Below are 25,059 nucleotides of genomic sequence, written 5' to 3' on the forward strand. Positions count from 1 at the left end.
ATACGAAACACGGGCTGTCGCCCAGTTTTCCGCCGACCCGGAACGGGCCGCTCAGAAGGCCGCCCGGACCTCGCCGACCTCCGCGTCCCCGCCCAGCAGCGGTGCGTGACCGATCCGGCCGACCACCGGGGCGTCGATGCCGAGCAGCCGCAGGGCCCGCGCCAGCACCGGGCCGAGCGCCCGCCCCGCGCCGTCGTCGATCTTGAAGGCCAGCGCCCGGCCGTCCGCCAGCGCCACCGCCTGCACCGCCTCGGCGCCCATCTTGGAGAGCGTGCCCGGCACCTCCCGCATCAGCCAGGTGTCGGGGCGGCGGGTACCGGCGACGTACTCCGGGTGGGCCCGCATCGCGTCCCCGACCCGGCGCTCCGCCGTACCCGGCTCCGCCAGCACGAAGGTGCGGAAGGCCCGCGCCAGGCCCACCAGGCTGATCGCCATCAGCGGCGCCCCGCACCCGTCCGTGCCGACCGCCGCGACCCGCTCCCCGGCGGCCTCCTCGACGACCTGGTGGACCAGCTGCTGGAGCGGGTGCGCCGGGTCGAGGTAGGACTCCCGGTCCCAGCCGTTCGCCGCGCACGCCGCGAGCATCGCCGCGTGCTTGCCGGAGCAGTTCATGGTGATCCGCTCCCGGACGTGGCCCGCGGCGAGGTACGCCTCCGCCTCCGCCGGGTCCAGCGGCAGATCGGGCGGGGTCCGGAGGTCGCCGGGCGTCAGTCCGTGCTCGGCGAGCATCGTGCGGACGAGTGCGAGGTGGAACTCCTCGCCGGAGTGGCTCGCGGCGGCCAGCGCCAGCCGCTCCCCGGACAGGTCCAGCCCGGCCCGCAGCACGGCCGCGGCCTGCATCGGCTTGTTGGAGGAGCGCGGGAAGACCGGCGCCGCCGGGTCGCCCAGGGACCGTTCCACGCTGCCGTCGGCGGCCAGCACGACCAGCGAGCCCCGGTGGTGGCCCTCCACGAAACCGGACCGTACGACCTCGGCCAGGACGGGAAGAGCGGGAGCGGCGGGGGATATGGCGGAGGGGGCGGCGGGGGCGGCGCTGGAGGTCATGGTGGCCTTCCGGGGACGGGGGGAACCCGCCCCCGGAAGGATCGCTTCAGGCGAGCAGGTCGTCTACTTGTGCTTCCCCGTCACGGTACCTGCGGGCGATCTCCGCACTGCAATCGTCCGTGGTGCGTTGCAGCTGGTGACGGCGGCGGGAGACCTGCTGTTCATAGCGGACCAGGCGCCCCATCGCGGTGTGCAGCTCCTCGTCCGTCCGGGCGTCGAGGTCGGAGAGTTCGACCTCGGCCAGGGTCTCGGCGGCCAGCTTCCGGTACTCGTCGCTGCGCGGCGTGGTGAGGGTGACGTGCCGGGCGGAGGAGCGGTGCTGGGACGGGGTGTCGGCGAGGATCTCCGAGAGCCGGTCCACCACCGGTGTCTCCGGGTCCAGCCGCCGGGCCAGCTCGGCGCGCAGGATGTCGATCCGGCCCTGGACGAGCCGGCGCACATAACTGAGGTCGGCCTCGTCGCGCTGTGCGTCACGGCGCAGCGTGCGCAGCTCCGGCAGGCTCAGGGCGCCCAGCTCGGGCTGCGGCCCGGCGGCCGGGCCGTCCTCCAGACCGTGACCGGTCCGCTGCACGGGTGGGCGCATGGTGCTGGTGGTGCTGGAGCCGGTTCGCGTGACCGGTACGGCGCCGGGGGACTGCCCGGTTCCATAGGTACTCATGCTTGTGTCCATCCCCTCGACCGGTGCGTCGGCACACCGCCTTCCGAGCATGGTGCCACTCCGGTGGGTCCCGTGTGGATGCTCTGTACCCGTTCAGCCCAAGATAGGTTGGTCTGTATGCGTGCAGTGATACAGCGGGTGGACGGCGCGAGCGTCACGGTGGCCGACGGCACGGACGGGTCGGACGGGCCCGCGGTGGTCGGTGAAATCGTCGGCGAGGGACTGTGTGTGCTGGTGGGAGTCACCCACGAGGACACCCCGGAGAAGGCGGCGCAGCTCGCCCGCAAGCTGTGGTCGCTGCGCATCCTGGAGGGCGAGAAGTCCTGCTCCGATGTGAATGCACCGCTTCTGGTGATTTCGCAGTTCACTCTCTACGGGGACGCCCGCAAGGGCCGCCGGCCCACCTGGAACGCCGCCGCGCCCGGCGGGGTCGCCGAGCCGCTGGTCGACGAGGTGGTGAAGCAGCTGCGGGCGCTGGGCGCGCGGGTGGAGACGGGCCGGTTCGGAGCGGAAATGCGCGTCTCGCTCACGAACCAGGGCCCGTTCACCGTCCTCGTCGAGGTCTGACCGGCCCGGCCCGCACGACGGGCCCGCGGCGCTACGGCTCGACGACCGTCTCCTGGGCCGCGGCCGTGTTCCCGGCCAGCAGCTCGGCGTCCACCGCGACGTTCCGCTTGACCAGGGCCAGCGCGATCGGCCCCAGCTCGTGGTGGCGGGCGGACGTGGTGATGAAGCCCAGCTGGCGTCCTTCGGCACCGTCCGCGGCGAGCCGTACCGGTGTGCCGTGGCCGGGCAGCAGGACCTCGCTGCCGTCGAGGTGCAGGAAGACCAGCCGACGCGGGGGCTTGCCCAGGTTCTGCACCCGGGCCACGGTCTCCTGGCCCCGGTAGCAGCCCTTCTGGAGGTGTACGGCGGTGCCGATCCAGCCCAGCTCGTGCGGGATGGTGCGGTGGTCGGTCTCGAAGCCGAGGCGGGGGCGGTGCGCCTCCACGCGCAGCGCCTCGTACGCCAGGATGCCGGCCACCGGGCCGTGCTCCGCCGCGTACGCCTCCAGCTCGGCGCGGGGCAGGAACAGGTCCCGGCCGTACGCCGTCTCCCGTACCGTCACGCCGTCCGGGGCCTCCGCGATGGAGCCGGCCGGCAGGTGCACCACGGCGAAGTCCTCGGTGCGGTCGGCGACTTCGACCCGGTAGAAGAACTTCATGGACTCCAGGTAGGCGATGAGGTCGCCCTGGGTGCCCGGCTCGGCGTGCATCCACACCGTCTCGCCGTCGTCGACGAGGTAGAGGGCGTGCTCGATGTGCCCGTTGGCGGTGAGGATCAGGGCCTCGGTGGCCTGGCCCGGGGCGAGTTCGCTGACGTGCTGGGTCAGCAGGAGGTGCAGCCAGGGCAGCCGGTCGCTGCCGGTGACGGTGACGACGGCGCGGTGCGAGAGGTCGACGAGGCCGGAACCGTCGGCGAGGGCGCGCTGCTCGCGGAACAGGTCGCCGTAGTGCGCGGCGACGCCTTCGTCGCGGCCTTCGGCGGGGACGGCGCCGGGCAGGGACAGCAGGGGGCTCTTCATGCGACCAGCGTACGACGCGGTCCGGACGGGGCCTCGGGGAAGCCCCCGCGGTCCTTCCGTCCGGACCGGGCCGGACCGGACACCGGGGCACACGGGCCCCGCACGATCCGGACGACGGACCCTAGGTCGCGGGGCCGGAGTCCCCGGCGGACGGCGCGCGGCCGGTCTCCCCGGACGCGGCCTTCGCGCCGGACGCGGCCTTCGCGCCGGACGCGGCCTTCGCGCCGCAGCCGGCGCAGCGGCCGAAGATCGCGAAGTGCTTCATGTCCGTCTCGAACCCGAAGTCGGCGTGGAGCTTCGCGGTGAACTCCGCGACGACCTCGACATCGGCCTCGATGACGTCCGTGCAGTCGCGGCAGACCAGATGGATGTGGTGGTGGCGGTCGGCCAGATGGTACGTGGGCGCCCCGTGCCCCAGATGGGCGTGGCTGACCAGCCCCAGCTCCTCCAGGAGCTCAAGGGTCCGGTAGACGGTGGAGATGTTCACGCCGGACGCGGTCCTGCGCACCTCGGAGAGGATGTCGTCGGGTGTCGCGTGTTCCAGCGTGTCGACGGCTTCCAGGACAAGCTGCCGCTGCGGCGTCAGCCGGTAGCCGCGCTGTCGGAGATCGGTCTTCCAGTCGGTGCTCACCACACGCCCAGTGTAGGACCGGGCGGGCCCCCGTCCGCCGCTGTCGGCGGGAAGAACCCGTGGGCCGGTACCCGTGGAGCCGGTGGGCTACTTGAAGAAGGCGATGCCGTCGTCCGGCAGGTCGCCGAGGCCCTTCGCCATCGCCTCGACCTCTTCCGGGGTGACGACCTTCTTCAGGTGCGCCGACATGTACGGGCGCAGCTCCACCTCGGGGGTGGCCTTCTCGCCGACCCACATCAGGTCGCTCTTCACATAGCCGTACAGCCGCTTGCCGCCGTTGTACGGGCCGGAGGCCGCGGTGCGCGCCACCGCGTCGGTGACCAGGTCGATCTGCGGCTTCTTGTCGGCCAGCTCGCCGTACCAGATCTCGATGACGCCCTGGTCGCGGGACATGACGACCTCGACCTTGCGGTCCTTGTCGATGCGCCAGTAGCCGGACTCGGACTCCAGCGGCCTGACCTTCTCGCCCTCGGCGTCGAGCACCCAGGTGTGCGAGACGTACTCCAGGAAGTCACGGCCGTCGTGGCTGAAGGAGACTTCCTGGCCGAAGTTGCACTGCTCGGCGCCGGGGAAGTCGGAGACGCCCGCGCCCGCCCAGTTGCCGAGGAGGAAGGCCAGCGGGACGAGGTCCGGGTGGAGGTCGGACGGGATCTCGATCATGAGCGGCTCAGACGATCTGTGAGGTGGGGCGAGTGCGGACGGAGCGGGGCCGGACGGGGAAGGTCAGCGCTGGCCCTGGTACAGCTTCTTCACGGTCACGCCGGCGAAGGCGAGCACGCCGACGCAGACCAGGACCAGCAGGGCGGAGAAGAATGCCTCAAGCACGGGAACTCCTTGCAACGAGCGTTATGGCAGCAGTACGGGGCCGGGCCCCAGCCTAATGGGTTGGGGTCCGGCCCGCCGTCCGGGGTTTGCCCGGGGCCGCCGGGGCGGATCAGCCCAGCAGCTGGTTCTGAAGGATCACCGTCTGGTGGAACGGGACGCGCGGGGTGCTCCCCTCGCCCTTGCGGGACTGGACGATCAGGGCGAGCGTGTCACCGGCGACCACACGGCCCTGGCGGACCCGCGCCTCGCCGTACGGCTTCGCCTCGTCGTACACGTAGGACGAGGTGCCCGGCACCTTGCCGCCGCCGTTCCAGCCCTCGTCGAGCACCGCCACGGGCGCCCCGACTAGGGGCACCTCGGAGCCGCCGCCGGACGTCGAGTCCATGAAGTCCTGGGCGAAGGCCGTCGAGTTGAACTGAACCAGATAGATCCGGGTCGACGTGCCGTCGGGCATGGTCCAGCCACGGGCGGCGATGTGGCGCGGAGCCGAGTCCTTCAGCGTCTGCGCGACGTCGGAGCGGCCGTCCTTCACGTACTCGGAGAGGTACCGCTCGGCGCTCACCCAGCCGCCGTCGAGTTCCTTGTCGACGGTTGCTCCGACCGGGGCGGGCAGCAGCAGGCGCCGCAGGTCGGCGTGGTGGATCTCGGCGGTGTTCCCGTCGCTGTACGGGCGGGGCGAGCCGGCCGGGAGCGCGGGCAGGCTGAGCGCGGGGTACTCCCAGCGGCCGTCGCTCTCGGTGGCCAGGCCGGGCACGTCGGTGCGCTCCATCGAGGTGATGCCGAAGGCCGTACCGGCACCGAGCCCGCCGAGGACCACGGCGGCGACGGTCCACCGCGCGACGGCCCGCAGCACCCGCCGCGGCGGCTTCGGCGCGGCAGGCGCGGGTGGCGCGGGGACGGCCTCGGCGGGTGCTGCGGGCACGGACTGGGCGGGCGTCTCCGTCGTCTGCTCGGTCATACGTACTCCCCCGGGGACTTGATGTGGTCGAGCTGGTCCTTCAGGAGCGCCGCGACGGCCTTCCGGTCGAAGGGTCTGGTACCGGACGCCGTGAGGCTGATGCTCACCTCGCCGTCGTACGCCAGGCAGTTCATCGACTCGATGCCGTCCTTGCCGCCCTTGCCGCCCTTGCCGCCCTTGCTGTCCTCGCGCAGGACGTAGCACCTGGCGTTCCGCTTGTGCCCCTCGATCCCCGGCTCCGCGCGGAAGATGCCGAGGGAGTCGAAGAGGCCGGTCCGGAAGGCGTGGAGGTTGCGGACGGCCTCCCTGTCCTTCATCCGCATGATCTGGGTGCTGATCGACAGGGTGTTGTCGTCCGCGGTGTAGGAACGGACGGCGGTGCCCTCGATACGGAGCTTGTCGACCCGTTCCTCGTAGGCCCGGCGCTGCTTGCCCGCGAGACCGCGGGCGCTCTGCTTCATGGCGGCGGTCGCCTTCCGGCCGCTCTGCTCGCCGTCGTTGCCCAGCTCCCGGTAGTCGGGGCCGAGCCGGTAGCCGGACGGGACCGGCAGCAGCAGCTTGCTGAGCCCGGTCGACGCCCGGCCCCGGGTCACGTCACCGGCCGGGTCCTTGCCCGGCTTGTGCGCGGGCTCCTTCCAGAGGGAGGTCCCGGCGGAGCGGTCGGCGCCGTCCACCACGCTCCTGGTGTACACGGCCGCGCCCCCGACCGCGCCGGCCACCAGCACGACGGGCAGGACCATGAGGACCACCCGGCGCGAACGGCCGGGGGCGACGGGCAGCCCGGTGCCGGCGGCGCCTCCGTCGATGTTCCCGCCCGCGTTCGCGTCGGGGTTCACGTCGGGGTTCGCGTTCGCGTCCGGGTTCGCGTCGGGCACGGCCGCCTCCGTGGTCACGTCGTTCACAGGCGCTCCAGCTGTCTCTCGGCCAACGTCCGGATGTCCTTCTTGCTGATCGGCACGGTGTCGAAGATGTGGATGTCGGCCGCGATGTCGCCCCGGTACACGGTGGCCCTGGCGTGGTACGAGGGCATGTATCCCGGCTTCCGCTCGACGTCGAAGAGGTAGTAGCGGCCGTTGCCGCTGCCCTTGATCGCATCGCCGGGGTTGCCTGCGCCGATCTCGGACCCGGGCATGTACGCGAGCTGGCCCCCGGCGAAGTCCTGGGCCCCCTGGACGGTTCCGGAGCCGAACTGCACGAGGTAGACCTCGGCGGTGCGGTACTGCCCCCGCTTCCAGGCGGCGCCCGCGACCCGGCGTACGCCGTACTCCAGGAAGTACTCGTACATGGAGTCCTCCTTCTCGTAGGAGCGGGCGTAGACGTCCAGGGGCACCCAGCCGTCCTCCAGGTCGAGCAGCGCGTTGTCGTCGTCGCTCCAGCCCGCGGGCCGGCCGACGATCAGCTTGCGCAGGTCGCCGTCCGTCCTGACCCGGCGGTCCTGGGACGCGGGCAGCGGATCGGGGGCCTTGCCCGGGGGCAGCGCCTTCGCCGGGTACGCCAGATCGGGCTGCGACAGCGCGGGCAGCGGGGTCGGGGCACGCCGGGCCTGTACGTCGTAGCCCACGGCGGTGCCGCCCGCGATGCCGAGCACCGCGGCCGCGAGGACCAGCAGCGCCGTACGCCCACGCCGACGCTTCGCGCCGGGGACGGCGGCGGACCCGGTGACCGGCGCCGCCTCGGGGCCGGTGGCCGGTACGGCCTCGGGTCCGGTGGCCGGCGTCGCGGCGACGGACGGCTCCGGTGCGGACGCAGCCGGTACGGGCGGCTCGGGTGCGAGCGTCTCCGGTACGGGCGACTCCGGTGCGGACGCAGCCGGTACGGGCGGCTCGGCCGCCGGTTTCTCGGGTACGGGCCGGGTCACGGGCCCGTCCTCGGGCGCCGGCCCGTCAGAAATCGTGTCTTTCGGTTCCAATTGGGGTCCCCCCACGAGACCAGATGCGCTGATTCCGTTTGATCGCGCACACACCTGACTGCCGCCGAGGGGAGGTGGTTGCCCACCCGGCGATTACAGTTCGGCATATGCCGAAGAAGCTCGTGATCAAGGTGACCGCAGGTGCCGACTCCGCCGAGCGCTGCTCACAGGCGTTCACGGTGGCCGCGGTCGCCGTCGCCAGTGGGGTGGAGGTCTCGCTCTGGCTGACCGGGGAGTCCTCCTGGTTCGCGCTGCCGGGGCGCGCCGCCGAGTTCGAACTGCCGCATGCCGCGCCGCTGCCGGACCTGATCGAGTCGATCCAGGCGGGCGGGCGGATCACCCTCTGCACGCAATGCGCGGCCCGTCGTGACATCACCGAGCAGGACGTCCTGGAGGGCGTGCGCATCGCCGGGGCCCAGGTCTTCGTCAGCGAGATCATGGCCGAGGGCGTCCAGGCCCTCGTCTACTGACGTCCGTCCCCCGTCGGCATGCCCGGCGCGGGGCGCGTCAGCGCCGCTTCTTGCCGTCGAGCTCGTCCCACCACTCGTCGGACTTCGGGTCGCCGGACGGATCGTCCCACCAGCGGTCGTCCGGCCCCCGCCGGTTGGCGACCATGGCCGCGACGGGCGGGATCACCATCGCGACGACGCACATCGCTATCGCGGCGGGCATCGACCACAGCCTGACGAAGGCCCAGGCCGATACGAAGAGGACGATGCACACGCCCATCATCAGGAAATAGCCGCGACGGCGTCGGGCGTACATACCTCCAGCGTAGGCCCGCCCCGGCCGGTGGCGCAGGCCCCGGGCCCGCCGGTACCGGCGGGGCCGCCCGGACGGCACGAAGGGCCGTACCCCGCTCAAGTAGGCGTCCAAACCCCCTGGGGTACGGCCCTTCGGCCGGTCGTGTCGCGGTGCGCGCGACGCGTCCAGGCTCTGTCTTCACACTGCGAGCGTGCGTGCCGGACGCCGCACGGCAGACGGCAGACGGCAGTCTGAAGACAGGGCCTAGACCGCGATCGCGACCTCGGAGAGGCCGCCGGTCTGCGCGACGACGGTGCGGTCGGCGCTGCCGCCCGGGACGAGGGCGCGCAGCGTCCAGGTGCCCTCGGCCGCGTAGAAGCGGAACTGTCCGGTGGCCGAGGTCGGGACCTCGGCGGTGAACTCGCCGGTCGAGTCCAGCAGGCGCACGTAGCCGGTGACGGGCTCGCCGTCGCGGGTCACGCTGCCCTGGATGGTGGTCTCACCGGGCTTGATGGTCGAAGCGTCGGGGCCGCCGGCCTTTGCTCCACACATGTGTTTCGTCCTTCTGGGTCGGGGGTCGTGCCGGTCCGGGTCGTGCGGAGTTACTTGTTGGCGCCGAGCTCGATCGGCACGCCCACGAGGGAGCCGTACTCGGTCCACGAACCGTCGTAGTTCTTGACGTTCTCCTGGCCAAGCAGCTCGTGCAGCACGAACCAGGTGAGCGCGGAGCGCTCGCCGATGCGGCAGTACGCGATGGTGTCCTTCGCCAGGTCGACCTGCTCGGCCTCGTACAGGGCCTTGAGCTCGTCGTCCGACTTGAAGGTGCCGTCGTCGTTGGCGTTCTTCGACCACGGGATGTTGCGGGCGCTCGGGACGTGGCCGGGGCGCTGGGACTGCTCCTGCGGGAGGTGCGCCGGGGCGAGCAGCTTGCCGCTGAACTCGTCGGGCGAGCGCACGTCGACCAGGTTCTGGCTGCCGATCGCCTTCACGACGTCGTCGCGGTAGGCACGGATCGACTCGTCCTGCGGCTGGGCCTTGTACGCGGTGGCCGGGCGGGACGGGATCTGGTCGCCGTCGACCAGGTCGCGGGAGTCCAGCTCCCACTTCTTGCGGCCGCCGTCGAGCAGGCGGACGTCCTGGTGGCCGTAGAGCTTGAAGTACCAGAACGCGTAGGACGCGAACCAGTTGTTGTTGCCGCCGTACAGGACGACCGTGGTGTCGTTGCCGATGCCCTTCTCGGACAGCAGCTTCTCGAACCCGGCCTGGTCGATGAAGTCGCGGCGGACCGGGTCCTGGAGGTCCTTGGTCCAGTCGATCCGGATCGCGTTCTTGATGTGGTTCTTCTCGTACGCCGAGGTGTCCTCGTCGACCTCGACGAGAGCGACCTTCGGGTCGTCGATGTGGGCCTCGACCCAGTCGGCGTCTACCAGGACGTCACTGCGGCTCATGCTGTTCTCCTCCGGGGCAGTCTGCGGCGAGATGATGCGAGACGGTGCGTGATGCGGGCGTACGGCGGCGCGGCGTGCGGCGCACGTACAACGGCGATCGGGATGGGCCCTGACGTCGGTCGAAGGGCCGGGGGGAACGCGGGGCGCCGAGGGCTCCCGCTCAGACAGTGCGACAGAGCATGGCGGCGACGCGGCACAGGTCCACTGCCCGCCGCTTCGTGAGATCCGCCCGTCCCCGCTGTGGGAGACCGCTGATGGAGCACTGCATGGGACCGATCGTAGGGAGGTACGGGCGGACATGTCACCGCCGTGTCGCATCCTGAGACGCGATCGTCCGACAGATGAGACCCGAAGAGAATCGGGGCGTCTCCCGCACCGCCCCCGTGCCATCGGCGGCCGTCACACATCTACGGACCGGACGGGCTCGTCTCAGTATGTGGAGGGTGAGGGTGTCCAGGGGCGGGCGGGGCCTCGCGTGCGGTCTCAGCCGGCGAGCCGGACGTCCGTGCCGGTCACCGATATCTCCAGGCCGTCGGCGGTCGGCTGGATCTTCTGGAGCTTCAGGCCGCTCGGCAGACCGCCGACCTCCCGGTCGAAGTCGGTCTTCCCGCGCACCAGCCCCTCCAGCCCGGGGATGCCCTCGCCCGGCACCTTGTCCGCGTGCACCCGGAGCGTGCGGCCGTCGACCAGGGTGACGGTGGAGAGCACGCTGCGCGAGACCGGGTTGCCGAGGACGTCGACCGTGCCGGTGACCTTCACCTTGTTGTTGCCGCCGTACTCGATGGCGACGCCGTCGCTGGCGGCCTTGGTGAGGTCCGCGTACGAGATGACGGCGGTGCCCGAGGCGCGGGAGGCGGTGGCGCCGGAGAAGCCGTCGGTCAGCTTCACGTCGTGCAGCGCGGCGTTCATCCGGCTGATCCGGAGCCTGCGGCCGTCGGCGGCGGTCTCGATGCCGGTGATCTCGATGTCGACCTCGTCGACCCCGCCCCCGGCGATCTGGGTCAGGAACGGGAATCCCTTGATGGAGACGTCCGTGGAGCCGATCGTGGCACCGGTGATCTTGATCCGCCCGGCGGCCTCCGACTCGGCGAAGTACACCGCCGCCCGGTCGACGGCGACGAAGATCCCGCCCAGGACCACCACGATGACCAGCAGTATCCGCAGTGCACGCATGCTCGCTCTTTCCCCACCCTGCATTCCGGCCGGACCCCCGGCGCCCCCGCCCTTCCAGCGAAGGTGGACGGCGCCCCGAGTGATCGACGAGCGGGCACCCCTCTTCGGTTCCCGGGGCGGTCCGGTCCGGCGTTACGAGAGCGCGCGGCCGATCAGGTACACGGCGGGCGCGGCGGCGGTGAGCGGCAGTGCCACACCTGCGGTCATGTGGACGAAGCGCGACGGGTAGTCGTAGCTCGCCACCCGCAGCCCGACCAGCGCGCAGACCCCCGCGCCGAGGCCGAGCAGCGCGCCCTTCGTCCCCAGGTCGGTCAGTGTCCCGGTCACGGCGCCGGCGCCCGCGGCGGCGAGCAGGGCCACCACGACCGAGGCCGCTCCGGGCAGCGGCAGCGCGCGGACGAGCACGGCCGCCGCGACGGCCACCGCGCCCACCGTCACCGCGTCCGGGACCGCCGCGAGGTGTCCGGCGGCCAGCACCGACAGGGCGGCGGAGGCGACGGTGGCCATCAGCCCCTGCATCCGCTCGTCGGCGCTCGCGTGGCTGCGGAGCTGGAGGACCAGAGTGAGCAGCACCCAGACACCGAGGGTGCCGAGGATGGCGGCCGGTCCGTTCTCCCGGCCCGCGGCGAGCAGCGCGACATCGGCGACGAGGCCGCCCGCGAACGCGAGCGCGATGCCCTGCCGGGCCGGCCACATGCCGTTGAGCCGGAACCAGCCGGCCGCGGTCACGGCCTGGAGCAGCACCAGCGGCACGACCAGGGCGTACTGCCCGATGGCCGCGCCCAGGGCGAGCAGCACCCCGAGCCCGGCGGTGATCGCCGCGGGCTGCATGCCCGGCGCGATGATCGGCGAGCGGCCCTCGGCGCGGGCCCGCTGGGCGTCGGTGATCCGGCTGTTGCCCAGGGTGGTGGGGGCGCCGTAACCGTCCGCGCCGTGCGCGGAGGCGTGCGTGGCGTCCCCGGCCGGGGGCTCCCCGGCGGGTACGAGCGGCGTGACCGGCGCCTCGGGCGGCAGCGGGTACGCGCCCGAGGCGCCCTGCGGGGGCGGGGGCGAGGCCGACGACACGGGCGGCAGGTACGCGGTCTCGGCGGCGGGGGCGGGCGGCTGCCCGGCCCCGCCCTGCGGGGCCTGCGGCGTGTGCGGGGCCTGCGGCACGGGCTGGGCCTGCTGGGCCTGCTGGGTGGACTGGATCACCGGCTGGTACTGGGTGTCCCAGGTCTGGCCCTCCCAGGTCTGCGCGACGGCGGGGTCCTGCGCGTCGTGGGCCGAGGGCGCGGCGGGCTGCTGCCCGTACCCGCCCGGCCAGACCTGCCCGGGGCCCGGCTGGTTCCGGTCGTACGGGCCCTGCGGCTGCTGCGGGTGTCCGTACGGCTGCTGCTGCCCGTACGGCCGCGCGCCGTGGGGCTCGCCGCCGTACGCCTGCGGGGCGTAGGGCTGGGCGGAGTACGGCCGGTCGTCGTACGGCTGCGGCTGGTCGCCGTACGGCTGCGGCCGTCCGCCGTTCGACGGGTCGTGGCCGGGGCCGTACCCGTGGCGCGGGTCCTGTCCGTACGGATACTGCTGATCGTTGCTGCTCATGTTCTGCGGTTCACCCTCCTGCGAACGGCGGGAGCACCTCGACCGTGCCGCCCTCGGCAAGGCGTACGGTCTCATGGCCACGGGTGCCCACGGGGTCACCGTCGATGAGGAACGAGCACCTTTGCAGCACTCGGGTGAGCTCACCGGGGTGCCGGGAGCGCACCGCGTCGAGCGCCTCGGCGAGGGTAGCGGCGGTGTACGGCTCCTCCGCGGTTCCGGCCGCGGCCTTGGCGGCGGCCCAGTAGCGGATGGTTACCGCAGGCATGGCGCCACTCCTCTCGTCTCGCGTCAGCTGTCCATCATGGGTCACGCCGGCACCGCCCAGTCGGCGATGCGGGTGAGCAAGGTCTCGTCCGCGGCGTTCTCGGCATGGCCCATGCCGCGTTCCAGCCACAGCTCGGCGCCGTCGCCCGCCGCGTCGGCCAGCGACCGCGGGTGGTCCAGCGGGAAGTACGGGTCCCGGTCGCCGTGCACGATCAGCAGCGGCGTCGGGGCGATCAGCGCGACGGCCCCGACCGGCGGGAGCGGCACCGGGTTCCATTCGTCGCGGTCGATCCGGGTGCGCAGCCCGTAGCGGCCGACCATCCGTCCCAGGGGCCGGGTGACCACCCAGTGCAGACGGCGCATCGGTGCGGTGCCGCGGTAGTACCAGCGGGCGGGGGCGCTCACGGACACCACCGCATCGGCGTGTGCCTCCGTACGCGCTCCAGTGCGCCTTTCGCGCTCCGCAACACCACCGGCGCCCGCCTCGCCCTCCGCGACGCCACCGGCAGCCGCCTCGCCCCGCGGCCCCGGCCGGTACAGCGCCGCGTGCCGCAGCACCACGGACCCGCCCATCGAGAACCCCACGGTCACCACCCGGCGGTGTCCGAGCGAGCGCGCCCACGCCACCGCCGCCGCCAGATCCAGCACCTCGCGGTCGCCCACCGTCGACCGGCCGCCGGATCCGCCGTGCCCGCGGAAGGAGAAGGTGACCACGGCCGCGCGCCCGGCGAACACCCCGGCGGCCCGCCGCACCGCGGGCCGGTCCACCGCGCCGGTGAACCCGTGCGCGAGCACGATCGCAGTACCGTCGAAGGATGACCCCGCAACGGTCCCGCCACCCGCGGTACACGGCTCGTACACCGCTTCGATGCGCACCCCGTCCTCGGCGCGCAGGGCGGTGCGCAGGGGGCCGGGCGTGATCGAGGGAACAGCGGAACCCCGAATTCGTCCCTCGGACACAGAAGTCATGTGGGCTATTGTGCTGGGAAGAGGATCCGGGCAGAGAAGCCCCCGGGTCCTTTTGTGCTTTCCAGACGTTGTTACGGCGACGTTTCCACAAGCTCAGCGGCTCCCGGGGCGCGGGGCCGCACCGGCAGGACCCGCACGAAACGTACGAAGCAGTGCCGCATACTCCCCCGGGCCCGGCCCGGGAGTGCCCCTCTCGCAGGGAACGAGGAGGACCGACGTAATGGGCGAGCGAACCGTGAACGGTCACCGACCGACGACCCAGGCAGGTGGGCGGCGATGAGTTCACTGCTGCTCCTGACGAATGCCCTCCAACCGTCGACGGAGGTGCTTCCCGCCCTCGGCCTCCTGCTCCACAGCGTGCGGGTGGCGCCCGCCGAGGGCCCCGCTCTCGTGGACACCCCCGGTGCCGACGTCATCCTGATCGACGGCCGCCGCGATCTGCCCCAGGTGCGGTCGCTCTGTCAGCTGCTGCGGTCCACCGGACCGGGCTGCCCGCTGGTCCTCGTCGTGACGGAGGGCGGTCTCGCGGCCGTCACCGCCGACTGGGGCATCGACGACGTGCTGCTGGACACGGCGGGACCGGCCGAGGTCGAGGCCCGGCTGCGGTTGGCCACCGGCCGGCAGCAGATCACCTCCGACGACTCCCCGATGGAGATCCGCAACGGCGACCTCTCGGTCGACGAGGCCACGTACAGCGCGAAGCTGAAGGGCCGGGTCCTGGACCTCACCTTCAAGGAATTCGAACTGCTCAAGTACCTGGCGCAGCACCCGGGCCGGGTCTTCACCCGCGCCCAGCTGCTCCAGGAGGTCTGGGGCTACGACTACTTCGGCGGCACGCGCACGGTCGACGTCCATGTGCGGCGGCTGCGCGCCAAGCTCGGCCCCGAGCACGAGTCGCTGATCGGCACGGTCCGCAACGTCGGCTACCGGTTCGTGACGCCCGAGAAGGTGGAGCGCGCGGCCGAGGAGGCCAAGGACCGGGCCGCGGCGAGGGCGGCCGCCGAACCCGTAACCCGTTCGGAGCAGTCGCGCCCCTCCCGGCTGCCGGAAGAAGCCCCGGTCCGGCCTGCCGGAAGGTAGGTATATCCGCGTAGACTGCCGCGCGTGGCCAAGGTGACGCGGGACGATGTGGCGAGACTGGCGGGGACGTCGACCGCGGTCGTCAGCTACGTCATCAACAACGGACCGAGGCCGGTCGCCCCGGCCACGCGCGAGCGGGTGCTCGCCGCGATCAAGGAGCTGGGCTACCGGCCCGACCGGGTCGCCCAGGCGATGGCCTCGCGGCGGACCGACCTCATAGGGATGATCGTGCCGGACGCCCGGCAGCCGTTCTTCGCGGAGATGGCGCATGCGGTCGAACAGGCCGCCGCCGAACGCGGAAAGATGGTGCTCGTCGGCAACTCCGACTACCGCGACGAACGCGAGGTCCACTATCTGCGGGCCTTCCTCGGCATGCGGGTCTCCGGACTGATCCTGGTCAGCCAGGGCCCCAGCGAGCGGGCGGCGGCCGAGATAGAGGCGTGGGACGCGCGGGTCGTGCTGCTGCACGAGCGGCCGGAGGCGATCGACGACGTCGCGGTCGTCACCGACGACGTCGGCGGTGCCCAGCTCGCCACCCGGCATCTGCTGGAACACGGCAACGCGTACGTGGCGTGCCTCGGCGGCGTGGAGTCCACCCCGGCGGTCGGCGACCCGGTCGCCGACCATGTCGAGGGCTGGCGCCGGGCGATGCAGGAGTCGGGCCGCTCGACGGAGGGCCGGCTCTTCCAGGCCCCGTACAACCGCTACGACGCGTATCAGGTGGCGCTGAAGCTGCTCGCCGGTCCGGACCGGCCGCCGGCGATCTTCTGCTCCACGGACGACCAGGCCATCGGGGTGCTGCGGGCCGCACGCGAGCTGCGGATCGACGTGCCCGGGGAGCTCGCGGTGGCGGGCTTCGACGACGTGAAGGAAGCGGGCCTGACCGATCCGCCGCTGACGACGGTCTCCTCGGACCGCCCGGCGATGGCACGGGCCGCGGTCGACCTGGTGCTGGACGACTCGCTGCGGGTGACGGGGTCGCGGCGGGAGCGGCTGAAGCAGTTCCCGTCCGCGCTGGTGGTACGGCGCTCCTGCGGCTGCGGGGAGCCGACGGCTGCCGGGGCGCGGTAGCCCGCACGCCGGTTCCGTACCCCTCCGCGGCCGCGGCGGGACGACCGTGGGGCCGGTCCTCGCGGTGGTCGGCGGGCGGCCCTTATCGGGATCGGGCGGCCCTTATATCGGGCATACGAGCTTCTGCCGGGCTTCTCAGAACGTGCTCAGGCTTCTCTCATCTTCGCCGGACACGCTCTTAGGCATGACAGAGAGCCAGCGCCCGAGCGGCGAGTACCCGATGTACCCCTCGTACGGCAACGGTGACGCGTCCTACCCGCCGCCGCCCCCGTACCAGCCCGCCCAGCCGGTCACGACGGGCCCCGGGACCACCGTGTGGCCGGGCGGGAACGGCGCCCACGGACACGGCGGCGACGGCGGCCACGGTGGCGACGGCCCCGGCTTCCCGCCGCCCGCGCCCCAGGAACCGGCCGCGCCCCGGCACCGGGCCAGGCGGCCGGTCGCCCTGCTGGCGGCCGTGGCGATCGCGGCGGCGATCGTCGGCGGCGGCACCGCCACCGTCGTCGAACGGCTCACCGACACCAGCACGAACAGCGCGAGCAGCGTCATCCCCGGCACCACCGTCTCGCAGAGCAGCAAGGGCACCGTCGCCGGTGTCGCCAAGGCCGTCTCGCCGATGATCGTCGAGATCAACGCGACCTCGACGGCGGGCGAGTCCACCGGCTCCGGCGTGATCATCACTTCCGACGGCGAGATCGTCACCAACAACCACGTCATCTCCGGCGCCACGTCGATCAAGGTGTCGCTCAGCACGGGCAGGACGTACACCGCGCAGGTCGTCGGCACCGACCCCGACAAGGACCTCGCGCTGATCAAGCTCCAGGGGGCGAGCGGGCTGAAGACGGCCACGCTGGGCGACTCCTCGGCCGTCGCGGTCGGCGACCAGGTCGTCGCGATCGGCTCGCCCGAGGGCCTCACCGGCACCGTCACCAGCGGCATCGTCTCCGCCCTCGACCGCGATGTCACCGTCGCCAAGGAGGACGGCAGCGGACAGAGCCAGGGTCAGGGTCAGGGTCAGGGCGGACAGTACGGCGGCGGGCAGGGCGGCGGGCAGCAGTGGCCGTTCGAGTTCGGCGGCCGCCAGTTCAACGGCGACACCGGCGACTCCACCACCACCTACAAGGCCATCCAGACCGACGCCTCGCTCAACCCCGGCAACTCCGGCGGCGCGCTGATCAATATGAACGGCGAGATCATCGGCATCAACTCGGCGATGTACTCGTCGAGTTCGTCCAACGGCTCCGACAGTTCGAGCGCGGGCAGCGTGGGTCTCGGCTTCGCCATCCCGGTGAACACCCTCAAGGCCGACCTCGACACCCTGCGGGCCGGCAACAGCTCCTGAGGAGACAGCCATGCACCACCCCGCCCACACCCCCACCGGCCCGGCCGACCTGGCTCTCGCCCTCGCCCTCGTGACCGAACGGGCCGCACACGGGGCGGACCGGGCCCCGGAGCTCGGTACGGCCGCGGCCGCCACCACCGGCCGCAGGCGCCGGGCCGGACGACGGCGTGCCGCGGCCGTGCGAGGCTGAGAGCCGGAAGGCACAGCCGCAGGGAACGAGAAGAGGACGAGCACCGATGAGCCCCGCCGAGGACGATCCGCAGCGCATCCTGATCGTCGACGACGAGCCCGCCGTACGCGAGGCCCTTCAGCGCAGCCTCGCGTTCGAGGGCTACGGCACCGAGGTGGCCGTCGACGGTCTCGACGCCCTCGCCAGGGCCGATTCGTACGCCCCCGACCTCATCGTCCTCGACATCCAGATGCCCCGGATGGACGGCCTGACCGCCGCCCGGCGGCTCCGCTCCGCGGGGACCACCACCCCGATCCTGATGCTCACCGCCCGCGACACCGTCGGAGACCGGGTCACCGGCCTCGACGCGGGCGCCGACGACTACCTGGTCAAGCCCTTCGAACTGGACGAGCTCTTCGCCCGCATCCGGGCCCTGCTGCGCCGCAGCTCCTACGCGGCCCCGGCGGGCGGCGGCGTCCCCGACGACAACGAGCTGGCCTTCGCCGACCTGCGGATGAACCTCGCCACCCGGGAGGTCACCCGGGGCGGCCGCCGGGTCGAACTGACCCGCACCGAGTTCACCCTCCTGGAGATGTTCCTGGCCCACCCCCGGCAGGTGCTGACCCGCGAGCAGATCCTCAAGGCCGTATGGGGCTTCGACTTCGAGCCGAGCTCCAACTCCCTGGACGTGTACGTGATGTATCTGCGCCGCAAGACGGAGGCGGGCGGTGAACCGCGCCTGGTGCACACGGTGCGGGGGGTCGGCTACGCGCTCCGCTCCGGCGGCGGTGAAGGATGACGGGGGCCCTGCGCCGGCTCCGCGCGCTGCCCCTGCGCTCCCGGCTCGCGCTGCTGGTGGCGACGGCGGTGGCGGTCGCGGTCGCGGCGGTCGCGGTGGCCTGCTGGTTCGTGACGCGGGTCCAGCTGGAGAACCAGCTGGACTCCTCGTTGCGCAGCTCCAAGGTCGACGAGAACTATCTGGAGCGCCTGTACGCCTACTGCCGGGGCACCACTCCGCTGCCGCCCCGGCCGTTCTCGGGCAACTACACCGTCCAGCTCAACGACTCCCAGGGCACGGTGTGCATCGCCCCCAAGCTCTCGGGCAAGCAGTCGCCGCTTCCGGTGAGCGAGGCGGACATCGCGGTCGCCGAACGGCGCCTGCCCAACGCGCTGCACTCGGCCACGTCCGAGAACGGGACGAAGGTACGCGTCTTCACCTACCCGCTGGACCAGAGCGCCCAGCAGCTCGGAGGGACGACGGGCGGGATCGCCGTCTCCATCGCCCGCCCGATGAGCGAGATCGACGACCCGCTCTCCACCCTCGCCTGGGTGCTCCTGGCCGTAGCCGGGATCGGCGCCGTCGGCGCGGGCGCGGCCGGGCTCTGGGTGGCCCGCACCGGGCTGCGCCCCGTCGACGAGCTCACCGAGGCCGTCGAGCACGTCGCCCGTACCGAGGACCTCACCGTCCGGATCCCGGCCGAGGGCGAGGACGAGATCGCCCGGCTGTCCCGCTCCTTCAACTCGATGACCGCGTCCCTGGCCAGCTCCCGCGACCGGCAGGCCCAGCTGATCGCCGACGCGGGCCATGAGCTGCGGACCCCGCTGACATCCCTGCGCACCAACATCGAGCTCCTCGCCCGCAGCGACGACACCGGCCGCGCCATCCCGCCCGACGACCGCAGGGCCCTGATGACCTCGGTCAAGGCCCAGATGACCGAGCTGGCCTCGCTCATCGGCGACCTCCAGGAACTGGCCCGCCCCGACGCCCCGGGCCCCGGCCCGCTCCAGGTCGTCGCGCTGCACGACATCGCGGACACGGCCCTGGAACGCGCCCGGCTGCGCGGCCCCGAGCTGACCATCAGGGCGGACCTGACACCCTGGTACGTACGGGCCGAGCCCGCCGCGCTGGAACGGGCAGTGGTCAACGTCCTGGACAACGCGGTCAAGTTCAGCCCGGCACACGGCACGATCGAGATCGCCCTGCGCGACGGCGAACTGACGGTACGGGACCAGGGCCCCGGCATCCCCGCCGACGAACTCCCGCACGTCTTCGAACGGTTCTGGCGCTCCCCGTCCGCCCGCCAGCTCCCCGGCTCGGGCCTCGGCCTGTCGATCGTGGCCCGCACGGTCCAGCAGTCGGGCGGCGAGATCGCCCTGCGCCCGGCGGAGGACGGGCCGGGCACGGTCGCCTCGATCCGGCTGCCAGGGGCGCCGACGCCTCCGCCGGAGCTGTGAGCGGGGAACTGTGATCCGGGAGCGGTGAGCCGGGAGCGGTGAGCCGGGAGCGGTGAGCCGGGAGCGGTCCTGCGGACGGCGTGGAGAAGTTTCTAGAATTTTTTCCGGAAGTAGTTCCAATAGCTGAGTGTGATGCCCCAGACTGATCACCGCTTGCGTCACGTCGCAGCACAGCAAGCGGATTTCGGACGACCGAGCCGGTCCCACGGGCTGCGGCACGGGACATCCGGGGGAACGCTCGAACATGACCAGCGCGCACGAGGACGATCACGAGAGCGGCGAGGACTACGCCGACGGCGGCATCAAGCCGCTGACCTCGAACGACCCGGCCCGGATCGGGCCCTATCTGCTGCTGGGCAGGCTCGGCGCGGGCGGTATGGGCCGGGTCTATCTCGCCCGTTCCGAGGGCGGCCGCACGGTCGCGGTCAAGGTGGTGCACGCGGAGCACGTCGCCGACCCCCAGTTCAGGGCCCGCTTCCGCCGCGAGGTCGGCGCCGCGCGGCGGGTGGGCGAGCGCTACACCGCGCCCGTGCTGGACGCGGCCCCCGACGAGGAGTACCCCTGGGTCGCCACCGGCTACGTACCCGGCCTCTCCCTGGAACAGGTCGTACGCGGCCACGGCGCGCTCCCCACCAAGTCCGTGCTCGCCCTCGCCGACGGGCTCCTGCTCGCGCTCAAGGACATCCACGCGGCCGGTATCGTCCACCGCGACCTCAAGCCGTCGAACGTGATGCTCACGGTCGAGGGGCCCAAGGTCATCGACTTCGGCATCGCCCGCGCCGTCGAGACCTCGGTCGACTCCCTGCTCACCAGCACGGGGATGGTGATCGGGTCACCGGGCTTCATGGCGCCGGAACAGATACGGGGCGAGAGCGCGGGCCCGAAGAGCGATGTGTTCACGCTCGGGTGCGTACTGACCTACGCGGCGACCGGCACGCTCCCGTTCGGCCACGGGGTGAGCAACCAGCACGCGGTGATGTACCACATAGTCGAGAGCCCGCCCGCGCTCGACCGGGTGCGCGACGCGGGCCTGCGCACCTTGATCACCCGCCTCCTGACGAAGTCGGCCGAAGAACGCCCCTCCGTGGACGACCTGTTGGCCGAGACCGCCCGCCACCGCCTCGACCCGGCGGCGGCGTCGTGGCTCCCGGCGAACGTGGTGGGCCACCTGGCGCGGCAGTCGGCACGGCTTCTCGACGCGGAGGCGGCGCCGGTACGGCAGGAGCCCGTGGACCGCGGGACGGTCGGCCTCCGCCGCCCGGCGGGCCCCGCCTCCGAGGCCGTCCCCGGGGCCGTCCTCGTCGGGGGGACGGCCGAGCCGAAGCGCGGTCGGGAGGGGCGGCGCCGGAAGTGGATCGTGTCCGTACCCGTGGTCCTGGTCCTGGCCGGGGGCGGCGGCACGATGGCCGTCCTGCAACCGTTCAGCGGCGACAGCGACAACCGGGCGTCCCCGCCCTCCGCCACCGCGACGGCCCCGGCCGCCCCGCCCTCGCCGTCCTCCCCGGAGGGCACCCCCTCCCCGGGGAAGAGCCCCGACGCCTCCGGCGACAAGACCAGGAAAGAGAACAAGAAGAAGGACAAGAAGGGCGACGCCGGCGGGGACGGCCGGGACGGAAAGGACGGCCGGAACGCCGAGTACCCGGGCACGGGCTCGGGATCGTCCGGCGCGGGCGGGTCGTCGTCCTCAGGGGGAGGATCCGACGCGACGGGCGGCGGAGCTCCGAACAACTCCTCGGGCTCGTCCGGCTCGTCCGGCTCGTCCGGCTCGTCGGGCTCCTCGAACGGCTCGGGCAGTGGGACCAGTGGGGGCGGCTCCGGCGGCGGCGGGGGGTCGGTCCCCTCGTCGTTCGTGGGCACCTGGAAATTCGGCGAGACGTACAACACCGGCCAGCCGGGCACCATCACCATCTCCCGGTCGGGTGTGGTGCGCATGTCCGACTTCCCCTACAACGACTGCCCGTACGAGGCCAAGGTGACCTCCGCCTCGAACGGAAACACCCGTATCAACGTCGGGGCCTCCAAGCTCGTCGGCCCCAACCCCGGCTACTGCTACACGATCAACGACCCGTCGTACTACGTCCTCAACGGCAGCGGGATCCAGCACAACGTCGGAGCCGCCGCCGGCAGCGGCTACTACTACAAGCGGGCCTGAGGCCGGGGGCGGCGAGGACCGCACCCGCGCCTGGCGGAGCGGAGGGGTCAGAGACGGCGCCGGAATTCGGCGGCGAACTGCGGCGCGCCTCCCGCGTCCAGCCTGTCCAGGAGCCCGTGCAGGTCACGGGGCTCCTGCCGATAGGAGCCCGCCTGCGCGCGCAGGACGGAGTTCATCTCCACTGGTACGAGATCGAGCACGTCCAGCAGAAAGTCATCCGGGCGCAACACCTCGATCTCATACGGATCCGACGCTTGGGACGGGAAGTCCCTCACGTTCAGCGTGACGAGGGCATGCGCCTGCCCCCGGACCGCCGCCGCCAGCACATGCCGGTCCTTGGCGTCGTTCGCCATGGCTGGTACGAGCGACTCGTATCCCGACACGAGGCTGTCGGGGAACGTGTCTGCCATCGCTTCGACGATTCGTTTGGCCTTCGAGACTCCGATCCGCTCGCCGACGTTCCTGGTCAGCTCGTCCAGGATGTCGGCGGACCAGAGCGGTTCGTAGATCTCGGCCTCGGCGAGACGAAGCAGTGTGTCCCTGAGGTAGTTCGGGAAAAGGACACAGGTGTCCAGGACGACGCGCTGCACATCGCTCCACTCGGCTCGGGCGGATCCAGCTGATCAGTTGTCGTAGAGATCGGCGTCCTCGGTCAGCCTGACCAGTTCGTCCAGCCCTCGACGCCGCTGTGAGCGCCTCTTCTCCTTGTACTCCAGAACGTCGGCCAGCAGCACTCTGCGGTGTCTTCCCGGCCGCGAGAAGGGGATCCCGCCCTCGTCGAGGATCTTGACGAACGTCGGTCGGCTGACTCCCAGGAGGTCGGCAGCCTCTTGCGTGGTCAGTGTGGTGTTCACCGGGGCGACGGTCACCGCCTTGCCCTCCGACAGGGCCCGCACCACCACCATGAGCGCCTCGTAGACCTCCGGGGGCAAGGTGCGCGTGGCGCCGTCCGGGCCACGCAGTAGGGCCGGCTCGGCCGCTTGCGGGGTCCGGTCCAGAAAGGCACAGAGCTCGGCGATCTCCGCGCGGTGCTCGGGCAGGAGAGTGCGGTCCTCGGTAGTGCCGTGCATAGCCCTGCCTCCTTCGAGAGTGGATCCAGCTTCGCACAATTCGAAAGAAACGCAAGCGCGGCGACGGGTGAGGCCCGGGCTCAGGCCCCCGGATTGTGCCGGATCAGCGACTCCACCAGGCCGGACCGGGTGGCGGGGAAGTCCAGCGGGACGATTCCGAGTCCGGTCCAGCCCGCCGCCTCCGAGCCGTCCAGGAACGACTGGACCTGCGGGTTGAGCCGGTCCGCGTTCCAGCGCGGCGGCATCAGGGCGGCCGTGCTGACGTAGTTCATGAACAGCTTGCCGGGCTGCTGGGCGGCCTTGCGGAACTGTGCCTCGATCTTCGGGTACTTCCCGAACGGCTCCGCCATGTAGTCGTCCTGGATGTCGAAGAGCGCCGAGTCGGCGTACCGGACCCCGGGCAGCCCGCCGTTGTCGGCCAGCAGCACGACCTTGCCGCGCGCCCCGCCCAGCGAGGGCAGCGAGGAGTCGATGCGGAACAGCGGCCGCCAGCCCCGGTTGTCGAGGTAGTCGTCGAAGACCGCCCGGAACGCCGCGTCGCTCTCCTCCGAGTACTCCTGCTTGACCCGCATCAGCACGGTCTCGGAGGGGTGCGCCGCCAGGAAGTCCCAGCAGGCACCCAGCACATCGCCGAACATCAGGTTCTGGTACGAGGCCCCGTGGTGGATCGCGAAGGAGCCGCCGGTGATCCGGCACCGCACGTCGAGGAAGCGGATTCCGCTGTCCAACTGCTGGGCGATCGTGGTGTTCTGACACTCGGTCCACGGCCCGCCGTAGCGGGCCCCGGAGTCGTGCGAGCCGGGGATCGTGAGGCGTTGCAGCGCGGTGGCGTCGGGTATCGCGCCCATCCAGTCCTGGGTGGAGCGGAGTTGGCGATCGGCCGCGCGCGCGGAGCCCGTACCGATGAGCACGGTGGCGGTGGCGGCGAGGGCGCCGGCCAGGAAGTTCCGGCGACTGGCGGTGTACGGGCTCATGCGGGGGTTGCCTCCGTCTGCCGTGGGGGGTCAGCCCTCGGATTATGGCGGGTACGCGTCACGACGGGAACAGAGCAAAGCGGTGCGTTTCCCCACCGGGCCGTCCGGCGCCGTATGCGCCGGGGCCCGTTTGCCTTCGTCAGGCGGGGCAATCGCCGACGGAGCGATGGCCACGACCCTTTCGACGTTCTGGGTGCGGTCCTCGTCGGCCGTCCAGTGCTCCATCTCCACCCGGGCGCAGGCGTACTCGTCCAGCACACCGCCGCAGTCACACGGCGGGGCGTCGAACCAGGCCCCGCATCGAGGAAGAACCGCGTTCCGTTGGTGGCGTTTCCTCCCTCTACGTGGGGAATTCGCCGCACCAGTTGCGTCCCAGGAGGGTGGCGGGCAGGTAGTCGGACTCGACTTCGATGGAGATGCCCGCGTCGTGGGCGAAGCAGGCCATGGCGAGCGGTGCGAGCGCGACGAGGCCCGGGACCAGACCGGCCCGGTCCTCGTGCGACCAGTACTCCTTGTGCCACTGGAGGGCAGCTCCGAGAGCCCGGTTGAAACCGGCGTGGTCGTCGCGGACGATCCGGTGGAACATCTCCATCGGCGGATAGAGGATCTTGCTCACCATCTCCTGGTCGGCACTGGTGTCCGAGTCCGTGCCGCCGATGGCTGCCACCAGCTTGGGGCCGAGGTCGCCGCTGCCGAGCCAGTAGGTCTGAAGGGCGTCGATCCAGGCGTAGTCGAACTCCTTGTAGCGCGCGCCGTTCTCCCGCAGCAGGGACAGGGGCACTCGGCACAGGGCAGTGATCCTGTCCCGTTCCCGACACACCACGGCGAAGTAGAAAGCGGTGAGCCAGGTGCTCGGGGCCACGTACGGCTGCGGGCCGGTGGCCTGGAGGGTGCGGTCCTTGTGCGCGATGCGGCACTGGACGTGGCTGTCGCTCGTCGTAGCGGCGGCGAACGCGGCGGCTCCGAGTTGCATGGCGTTCACCCAGGCGTTCCAGGTGGGGAAGAGTGATCCCCGCGGGTCCAGCAGGCAGTGCGCTTTGGCCAGCGTGATGCAGGTACCGAAGGCCTCGCCGAGACCAGTGGAGTCCGCCTCCAGCCCGTCGACCCACCTGTCAGCGCTCTCCTGGAGAACGGCGATGCCACTTTCCGCGTGCTCCGTGGGGAAGGGATGGCGGGGGATGATCGAGACCAACGTGGTTCT

The 25,059-nt window shown here is 72.0% G+C and carries 29 protein-coding genes; 9 read left to right on the forward strand and 20 right to left on the reverse strand.

Translation table 11 applies throughout. From position 1 onward, the window contains the following. Positions 1 to 51: 51 nt before the first annotated feature. Positions 52 to 1,044, reverse strand: a complete 993-nt coding sequence (locus ACFVFH_RS25170) for an asparaginase (RefSeq protein WP_383772545.1) — start codon at positions 1,042 to 1,044, stop codon at positions 52 to 54. Positions 1,045 to 1,090: 46 nt separating this feature from the next. Continuing rightward, positions 1,091 to 1,702: an ABC transporter substrate-binding protein gene (locus tag ACFVFH_RS25175; RefSeq protein WP_383772547.1), complete on the reverse strand. Its 612-nt coding sequence runs from the start codon at positions 1,700 to 1,702 to the stop codon at positions 1,091 to 1,093. Positions 1,703 to 1,819: 117 nt separating this feature from the next. Here ACFVFH_RS25175 and dtd point away from each other — a divergent pair, with 117 nt between their 5' ends. Beyond that, entirely contained in the window at positions 1,820 to 2,269 is a 450-nt protein-coding gene (gene dtd, locus ACFVFH_RS25180) for a D-aminoacyl-tRNA deacylase (protein ID WP_383772549.1), read from the forward strand. Positions 2,270 to 2,300: 31 nt separating this feature from the next. Here the strand turns inward: dtd and ACFVFH_RS25185 are convergent, their stop codons facing one another. The 6 genes from ACFVFH_RS25185 to ACFVFH_RS25210 all read right to left on the reverse strand — a co-directional run bounded on the left by ACFVFH_RS25185 (position 2,301) and on the right by ACFVFH_RS25210 (position 7,538). Then, the gene (locus tag ACFVFH_RS25185; RefSeq protein WP_383772551.1) at positions 2,301 to 3,266 is read right to left on the reverse strand and encodes a YgfZ/GcvT domain-containing protein; all 966 of its coding nucleotides are present in this window, start codon (positions 3,264 to 3,266) and stop codon (positions 2,301 to 2,303) included. Positions 3,267 to 3,387: 121 nt separating this feature from the next. Then, on the reverse strand, positions 3,388 to 3,900 hold the full coding sequence (locus ACFVFH_RS25190) for a Fur family transcriptional regulator (protein ID WP_383772553.1): 513 nt from the start codon (positions 3,898 to 3,900) through the stop codon (positions 3,388 to 3,390). Between the two features lie 84 nt (positions 3,901 to 3,984). Then, the gene (locus ACFVFH_RS25195) at positions 3,985 to 4,557 is read right to left on the reverse strand and encodes an FABP family protein (RefSeq protein WP_383772555.1); all 573 of its coding nucleotides are present in this window, start codon (positions 4,555 to 4,557) and stop codon (positions 3,985 to 3,987) included. 274 nt (positions 4,558 to 4,831) lie between these two features. Next, entirely contained in the window at positions 4,832 to 5,680 is an 849-nt protein-coding gene (locus ACFVFH_RS25200; RefSeq protein ID WP_383772557.1) for a hypothetical protein, read from the reverse strand. Beyond that, positions 5,677 to 6,582, reverse strand: coding sequence for a hypothetical protein (locus ACFVFH_RS25205; protein ID WP_383772559.1), 906 nt, complete (start codon positions 6,580 to 6,582; stop codon positions 5,677 to 5,679). The genes ACFVFH_RS25200 and ACFVFH_RS25205 overlap by 4 nt, the downstream gene beginning before the upstream one ends. Further along, positions 6,579 to 7,538 (reverse strand): hypothetical protein, encoded by a 960-nt coding sequence (locus tag ACFVFH_RS25210; RefSeq protein ID WP_383772561.1) that lies wholly within the window; start codon positions 7,536 to 7,538, stop codon positions 6,579 to 6,581. The genes ACFVFH_RS25205 and ACFVFH_RS25210 overlap by 4 nt, the downstream gene beginning before the upstream one ends. Before the next feature lie 158 nt (positions 7,539 to 7,696). Here ACFVFH_RS25210 and ACFVFH_RS25215 point away from each other — a divergent pair, with 158 nt between their 5' ends. Next, positions 7,697 to 8,059 carry a DsrE family protein gene (locus ACFVFH_RS25215; RefSeq protein WP_362206411.1) on the forward strand — a complete coding sequence of 121 codons (363 nt, stop codon included), beginning with the start codon at positions 7,697 to 7,699 and terminating at the stop codon, positions 8,057 to 8,059. Between the two features lie 37 nt (positions 8,060 to 8,096). Here the strand turns inward: ACFVFH_RS25215 and ACFVFH_RS25220 are convergent, their stop codons facing one another. The 8 genes from ACFVFH_RS25220 to ACFVFH_RS25255 form a co-directional block, all read right to left on the reverse strand. Then, a complete protein-coding gene (locus ACFVFH_RS25220) occupies positions 8,097 to 8,354 on the reverse strand; it encodes a DUF3099 domain-containing protein (RefSeq protein WP_383772564.1) in 258 nt (85 codons plus the stop codon). A 243-nt stretch (positions 8,355 to 8,597) separates the two neighbouring features. Further along, positions 8,598 to 8,885, reverse strand: coding sequence for a DUF1416 domain-containing protein (locus ACFVFH_RS25225; protein ID WP_018490348.1), 288 nt, complete (start codon positions 8,883 to 8,885; stop codon positions 8,598 to 8,600). Between the two features lie 50 nt (positions 8,886 to 8,935). Then, positions 8,936 to 9,781 (reverse strand): sulfurtransferase, encoded by an 846-nt coding sequence (locus ACFVFH_RS25230; RefSeq protein ID WP_383772566.1) that lies wholly within the window; start codon positions 9,779 to 9,781, stop codon positions 8,936 to 8,938. 160 nt (positions 9,782 to 9,941) lie between these two features. Then, complete coding sequence (locus tag ACFVFH_RS25235) at positions 9,942 to 10,049, reverse strand: putative leader peptide (protein WP_353962123.1); 108 nt, start codon at positions 10,047 to 10,049, stop codon at positions 9,942 to 9,944. Between the two features lie 215 nt (positions 10,050 to 10,264). After that, positions 10,265 to 10,954, reverse strand: a complete 690-nt coding sequence (locus tag ACFVFH_RS25240) for a DUF2993 domain-containing protein (RefSeq protein ID WP_383772568.1) — start codon at positions 10,952 to 10,954, stop codon at positions 10,265 to 10,267. Between the two features lie 132 nt (positions 10,955 to 11,086). Then, entirely contained in the window at positions 11,087 to 12,532 is a 1,446-nt protein-coding gene (locus ACFVFH_RS25245; protein WP_383772570.1) for a hypothetical protein, read from the reverse strand. A gap of 10 nt (positions 12,533 to 12,542) precedes the next feature. Then, on the reverse strand, positions 12,543 to 12,797 hold the full coding sequence (locus ACFVFH_RS25250; RefSeq protein WP_383772572.1) for a MoaD/ThiS family protein: 255 nt from the start codon (positions 12,795 to 12,797) through the stop codon (positions 12,543 to 12,545). 41 nt (positions 12,798 to 12,838) lie between these two features. Further along, the gene (locus tag ACFVFH_RS25255) at positions 12,839 to 13,765 is read right to left on the reverse strand and encodes an alpha/beta hydrolase family protein (RefSeq protein WP_383772574.1); all 927 of its coding nucleotides are present in this window, start codon (positions 13,763 to 13,765) and stop codon (positions 12,839 to 12,841) included. Between the two features lie 276 nt (positions 13,766 to 14,041). Between ACFVFH_RS25255 and ACFVFH_RS25260 the strand changes: the two genes are divergently transcribed. The 7 genes from ACFVFH_RS25260 to ACFVFH_RS25290 all read left to right on the forward strand — a co-directional run bounded on the left by ACFVFH_RS25260 (position 14,042) and on the right by ACFVFH_RS25290 (position 21,814). Then, positions 14,042 to 14,845, forward strand: coding sequence for a winged-helix domain-containing protein (locus ACFVFH_RS25260; protein ID WP_383772576.1), 804 nt, complete (start codon positions 14,042 to 14,044; stop codon positions 14,843 to 14,845). 24 nt (positions 14,846 to 14,869) lie between these two features. Next, a complete protein-coding gene (locus tag ACFVFH_RS25265; RefSeq protein ID WP_383772578.1) occupies positions 14,870 to 15,916 on the forward strand; it encodes a LacI family DNA-binding transcriptional regulator in 1,047 nt (348 codons plus the stop codon). 184 nt (positions 15,917 to 16,100) lie between these two features. Next, positions 16,101 to 17,258: a S1C family serine protease gene (locus tag ACFVFH_RS25270; RefSeq protein WP_383772580.1), complete on the forward strand. Its 1,158-nt coding sequence runs from the start codon at positions 16,101 to 16,103 to the stop codon at positions 17,256 to 17,258. A 10-nt stretch (positions 17,259 to 17,268) separates the two neighbouring features. Further along, positions 17,269 to 17,448 carry a hypothetical protein gene (locus tag ACFVFH_RS25275; protein ID WP_383772582.1) on the forward strand — a complete coding sequence of 60 codons (180 nt, stop codon included), beginning with the start codon at positions 17,269 to 17,271 and terminating at the stop codon, positions 17,446 to 17,448. A gap of 46 nt (positions 17,449 to 17,494) precedes the next feature. Continuing rightward, positions 17,495 to 18,226, forward strand: a complete 732-nt coding sequence (locus ACFVFH_RS25280; RefSeq protein ID WP_383772584.1) for a response regulator transcription factor — start codon at positions 17,495 to 17,497, stop codon at positions 18,224 to 18,226. Next, positions 18,223 to 19,662 carry a sensor histidine kinase gene (locus ACFVFH_RS25285; protein ID WP_383772586.1) on the forward strand — a complete coding sequence of 480 codons (1,440 nt, stop codon included), beginning with the start codon at positions 18,223 to 18,225 and terminating at the stop codon, positions 19,660 to 19,662. The genes ACFVFH_RS25280 and ACFVFH_RS25285 overlap by 4 nt, the downstream gene beginning before the upstream one ends. A 244-nt stretch (positions 19,663 to 19,906) precedes the next feature. Beyond that, the gene (locus ACFVFH_RS25290) at positions 19,907 to 21,814 is read left to right on the forward strand and encodes a serine/threonine-protein kinase (protein ID WP_383772588.1); all 1,908 of its coding nucleotides are present in this window, start codon (positions 19,907 to 19,909) and stop codon (positions 21,812 to 21,814) included. 47 nt (positions 21,815 to 21,861) lie between these two features. Here the strand turns inward: ACFVFH_RS25290 and ACFVFH_RS25295 are convergent, their stop codons facing one another. The 4 genes from ACFVFH_RS25295 to ACFVFH_RS25310 all read right to left on the reverse strand — a co-directional run bounded on the left by ACFVFH_RS25295 (position 21,862) and on the right by ACFVFH_RS25310 (position 25,050). Continuing rightward, entirely contained in the window at positions 21,862 to 22,404 is a 543-nt protein-coding gene (locus ACFVFH_RS25295) for a putative toxin-antitoxin system toxin component, PIN family (RefSeq protein WP_383772590.1), read from the reverse strand. Between the two features lie 33 nt (positions 22,405 to 22,437). Then, complete coding sequence (locus tag ACFVFH_RS25300) at positions 22,438 to 22,884, reverse strand: helix-turn-helix domain-containing protein (protein ID WP_383772592.1); 447 nt, start codon at positions 22,882 to 22,884, stop codon at positions 22,438 to 22,440. Between the two features lie 80 nt (positions 22,885 to 22,964). Next, entirely contained in the window at positions 22,965 to 23,858 is an 894-nt protein-coding gene (locus ACFVFH_RS25305; RefSeq protein WP_383772594.1) for a phosphatidylinositol-specific phospholipase C, read from the reverse strand. A 340-nt stretch (positions 23,859 to 24,198) separates the two neighbouring features. Further along, positions 24,199 to 25,050, reverse strand: coding sequence for an immunity 49 family protein (locus ACFVFH_RS25310; protein WP_383772596.1), 852 nt, complete (start codon positions 25,048 to 25,050; stop codon positions 24,199 to 24,201). Between the last annotated feature and the right edge of the window lie 9 nt (positions 25,051 to 25,059).

The sequence above is a fragment of the Streptomyces sp. NPDC057697 genome, from assembly GCF_042799335.1.
Taxonomy (GTDB): domain Bacteria; phylum Actinomycetota; class Actinomycetes; order Streptomycetales; family Streptomycetaceae; genus Streptomyces.

What these genes read in the sequence shown, in the direction of transcription:
- ACFVFH_RS25240 (WP_383772568.1), bottom strand. Translation starts at nt 10,954, where the DNA reads ATGCGTGCACTGCGGATACTGCTGGTCATCGTGGTGGTCCTGGGCGGG.
- ACFVFH_RS25300 (WP_383772592.1), bottom strand. Translation starts at nt 22,884, where the DNA reads ATGCACGGCACTACCGAGGACCGCACTCTCCTGCCCGAGCACCGCGCG.
- ACFVFH_RS25260 (WP_383772576.1), top strand. Translation starts at nt 14,042, where the DNA reads ATGAGTTCACTGCTGCTCCTGACGAATGCCCTCCAACCGTCGACGGAG.
- ACFVFH_RS25255 (WP_383772574.1), bottom strand. Translation starts at nt 13,765, where the DNA reads ATGACTTCTGTGTCCGAGGGACGAATTCGGGGTTCCGCTGTTCCCTCG.
- ACFVFH_RS25235 (WP_353962123.1), bottom strand. Translation starts at nt 10,049, where the DNA reads ATGCAGTGCTCCATCAGCGGTCTCCCACAGCGGGGACGGGCGGATCTC.
- ACFVFH_RS25245 (WP_383772570.1), bottom strand. Translation starts at nt 12,532, where the DNA reads ATGAGCAGCAACGATCAGCAGTATCCGTACGGACAGGACCCGCGCCAC.
- ACFVFH_RS25290 (WP_383772588.1), top strand. Translation starts at nt 19,907, where the DNA reads ATGACCAGCGCGCACGAGGACGATCACGAGAGCGGCGAGGACTACGCC.
- ACFVFH_RS25280 (WP_383772584.1), top strand. Translation starts at nt 17,495, where the DNA reads ATGAGCCCCGCCGAGGACGATCCGCAGCGCATCCTGATCGTCGACGAC.
- ACFVFH_RS25195 (WP_383772555.1), bottom strand. Translation starts at nt 4,557, where the DNA reads ATGATCGAGATCCCGTCCGACCTCCACCCGGACCTCGTCCCGCTGGCC.
- ACFVFH_RS25185 (WP_383772551.1), bottom strand. Translation starts at nt 3,266, where the DNA reads ATGAAGAGCCCCCTGCTGTCCCTGCCCGGCGCCGTCCCCGCCGAAGGC.
- ACFVFH_RS25275 (WP_383772582.1), top strand. Translation starts at nt 17,269, where the DNA reads ATGCACCACCCCGCCCACACCCCCACCGGCCCGGCCGACCTGGCTCTC.
- ACFVFH_RS25270 (WP_383772580.1), top strand. Translation starts at nt 16,101, where the DNA reads ATGACAGAGAGCCAGCGCCCGAGCGGCGAGTACCCGATGTACCCCTCG.
- dtd (WP_383772549.1), top strand. Translation starts at nt 1,820, where the DNA reads ATGCGTGCAGTGATACAGCGGGTGGACGGCGCGAGCGTCACGGTGGCC.
- ACFVFH_RS25215 (WP_362206411.1), top strand. Translation starts at nt 7,697, where the DNA reads ATGCCGAAGAAGCTCGTGATCAAGGTGACCGCAGGTGCCGACTCCGCC.
- ACFVFH_RS25250 (WP_383772572.1), bottom strand. Translation starts at nt 12,797, where the DNA reads ATGCCTGCGGTAACCATCCGCTACTGGGCCGCCGCCAAGGCCGCGGCC.
- ACFVFH_RS25225 (WP_018490348.1), bottom strand. Translation starts at nt 8,885, where the DNA reads ATGTGTGGAGCAAAGGCCGGCGGCCCCGACGCTTCGACCATCAAGCCC.
- ACFVFH_RS25220 (WP_383772564.1), bottom strand. Translation starts at nt 8,354, where the DNA reads ATGTACGCCCGACGCCGTCGCGGCTATTTCCTGATGATGGGCGTGTGC.
- ACFVFH_RS25305 (WP_383772594.1), bottom strand. Translation starts at nt 23,858, where the DNA reads ATGAGCCCGTACACCGCCAGTCGCCGGAACTTCCTGGCCGGCGCCCTC.
- ACFVFH_RS25230 (WP_383772566.1), bottom strand. Translation starts at nt 9,781, where the DNA reads ATGAGCCGCAGTGACGTCCTGGTAGACGCCGACTGGGTCGAGGCCCAC.
- ACFVFH_RS25170 (WP_383772545.1), bottom strand. Translation starts at nt 1,044, where the DNA reads ATGACCTCCAGCGCCGCCCCCGCCGCCCCCTCCGCCATATCCCCCGCC.
- ACFVFH_RS25175 (WP_383772547.1), bottom strand. Translation starts at nt 1,702, where the DNA reads ATGAGTACCTATGGAACCGGGCAGTCCCCCGGCGCCGTACCGGTCACG.
- ACFVFH_RS25200 (WP_383772557.1), bottom strand. Translation starts at nt 5,680, where the DNA reads ATGACCGAGCAGACGACGGAGACGCCCGCCCAGTCCGTGCCCGCAGCA.
- ACFVFH_RS25285 (WP_383772586.1), top strand. Translation starts at nt 18,223, where the DNA reads ATGACGGGGGCCCTGCGCCGGCTCCGCGCGCTGCCCCTGCGCTCCCGG.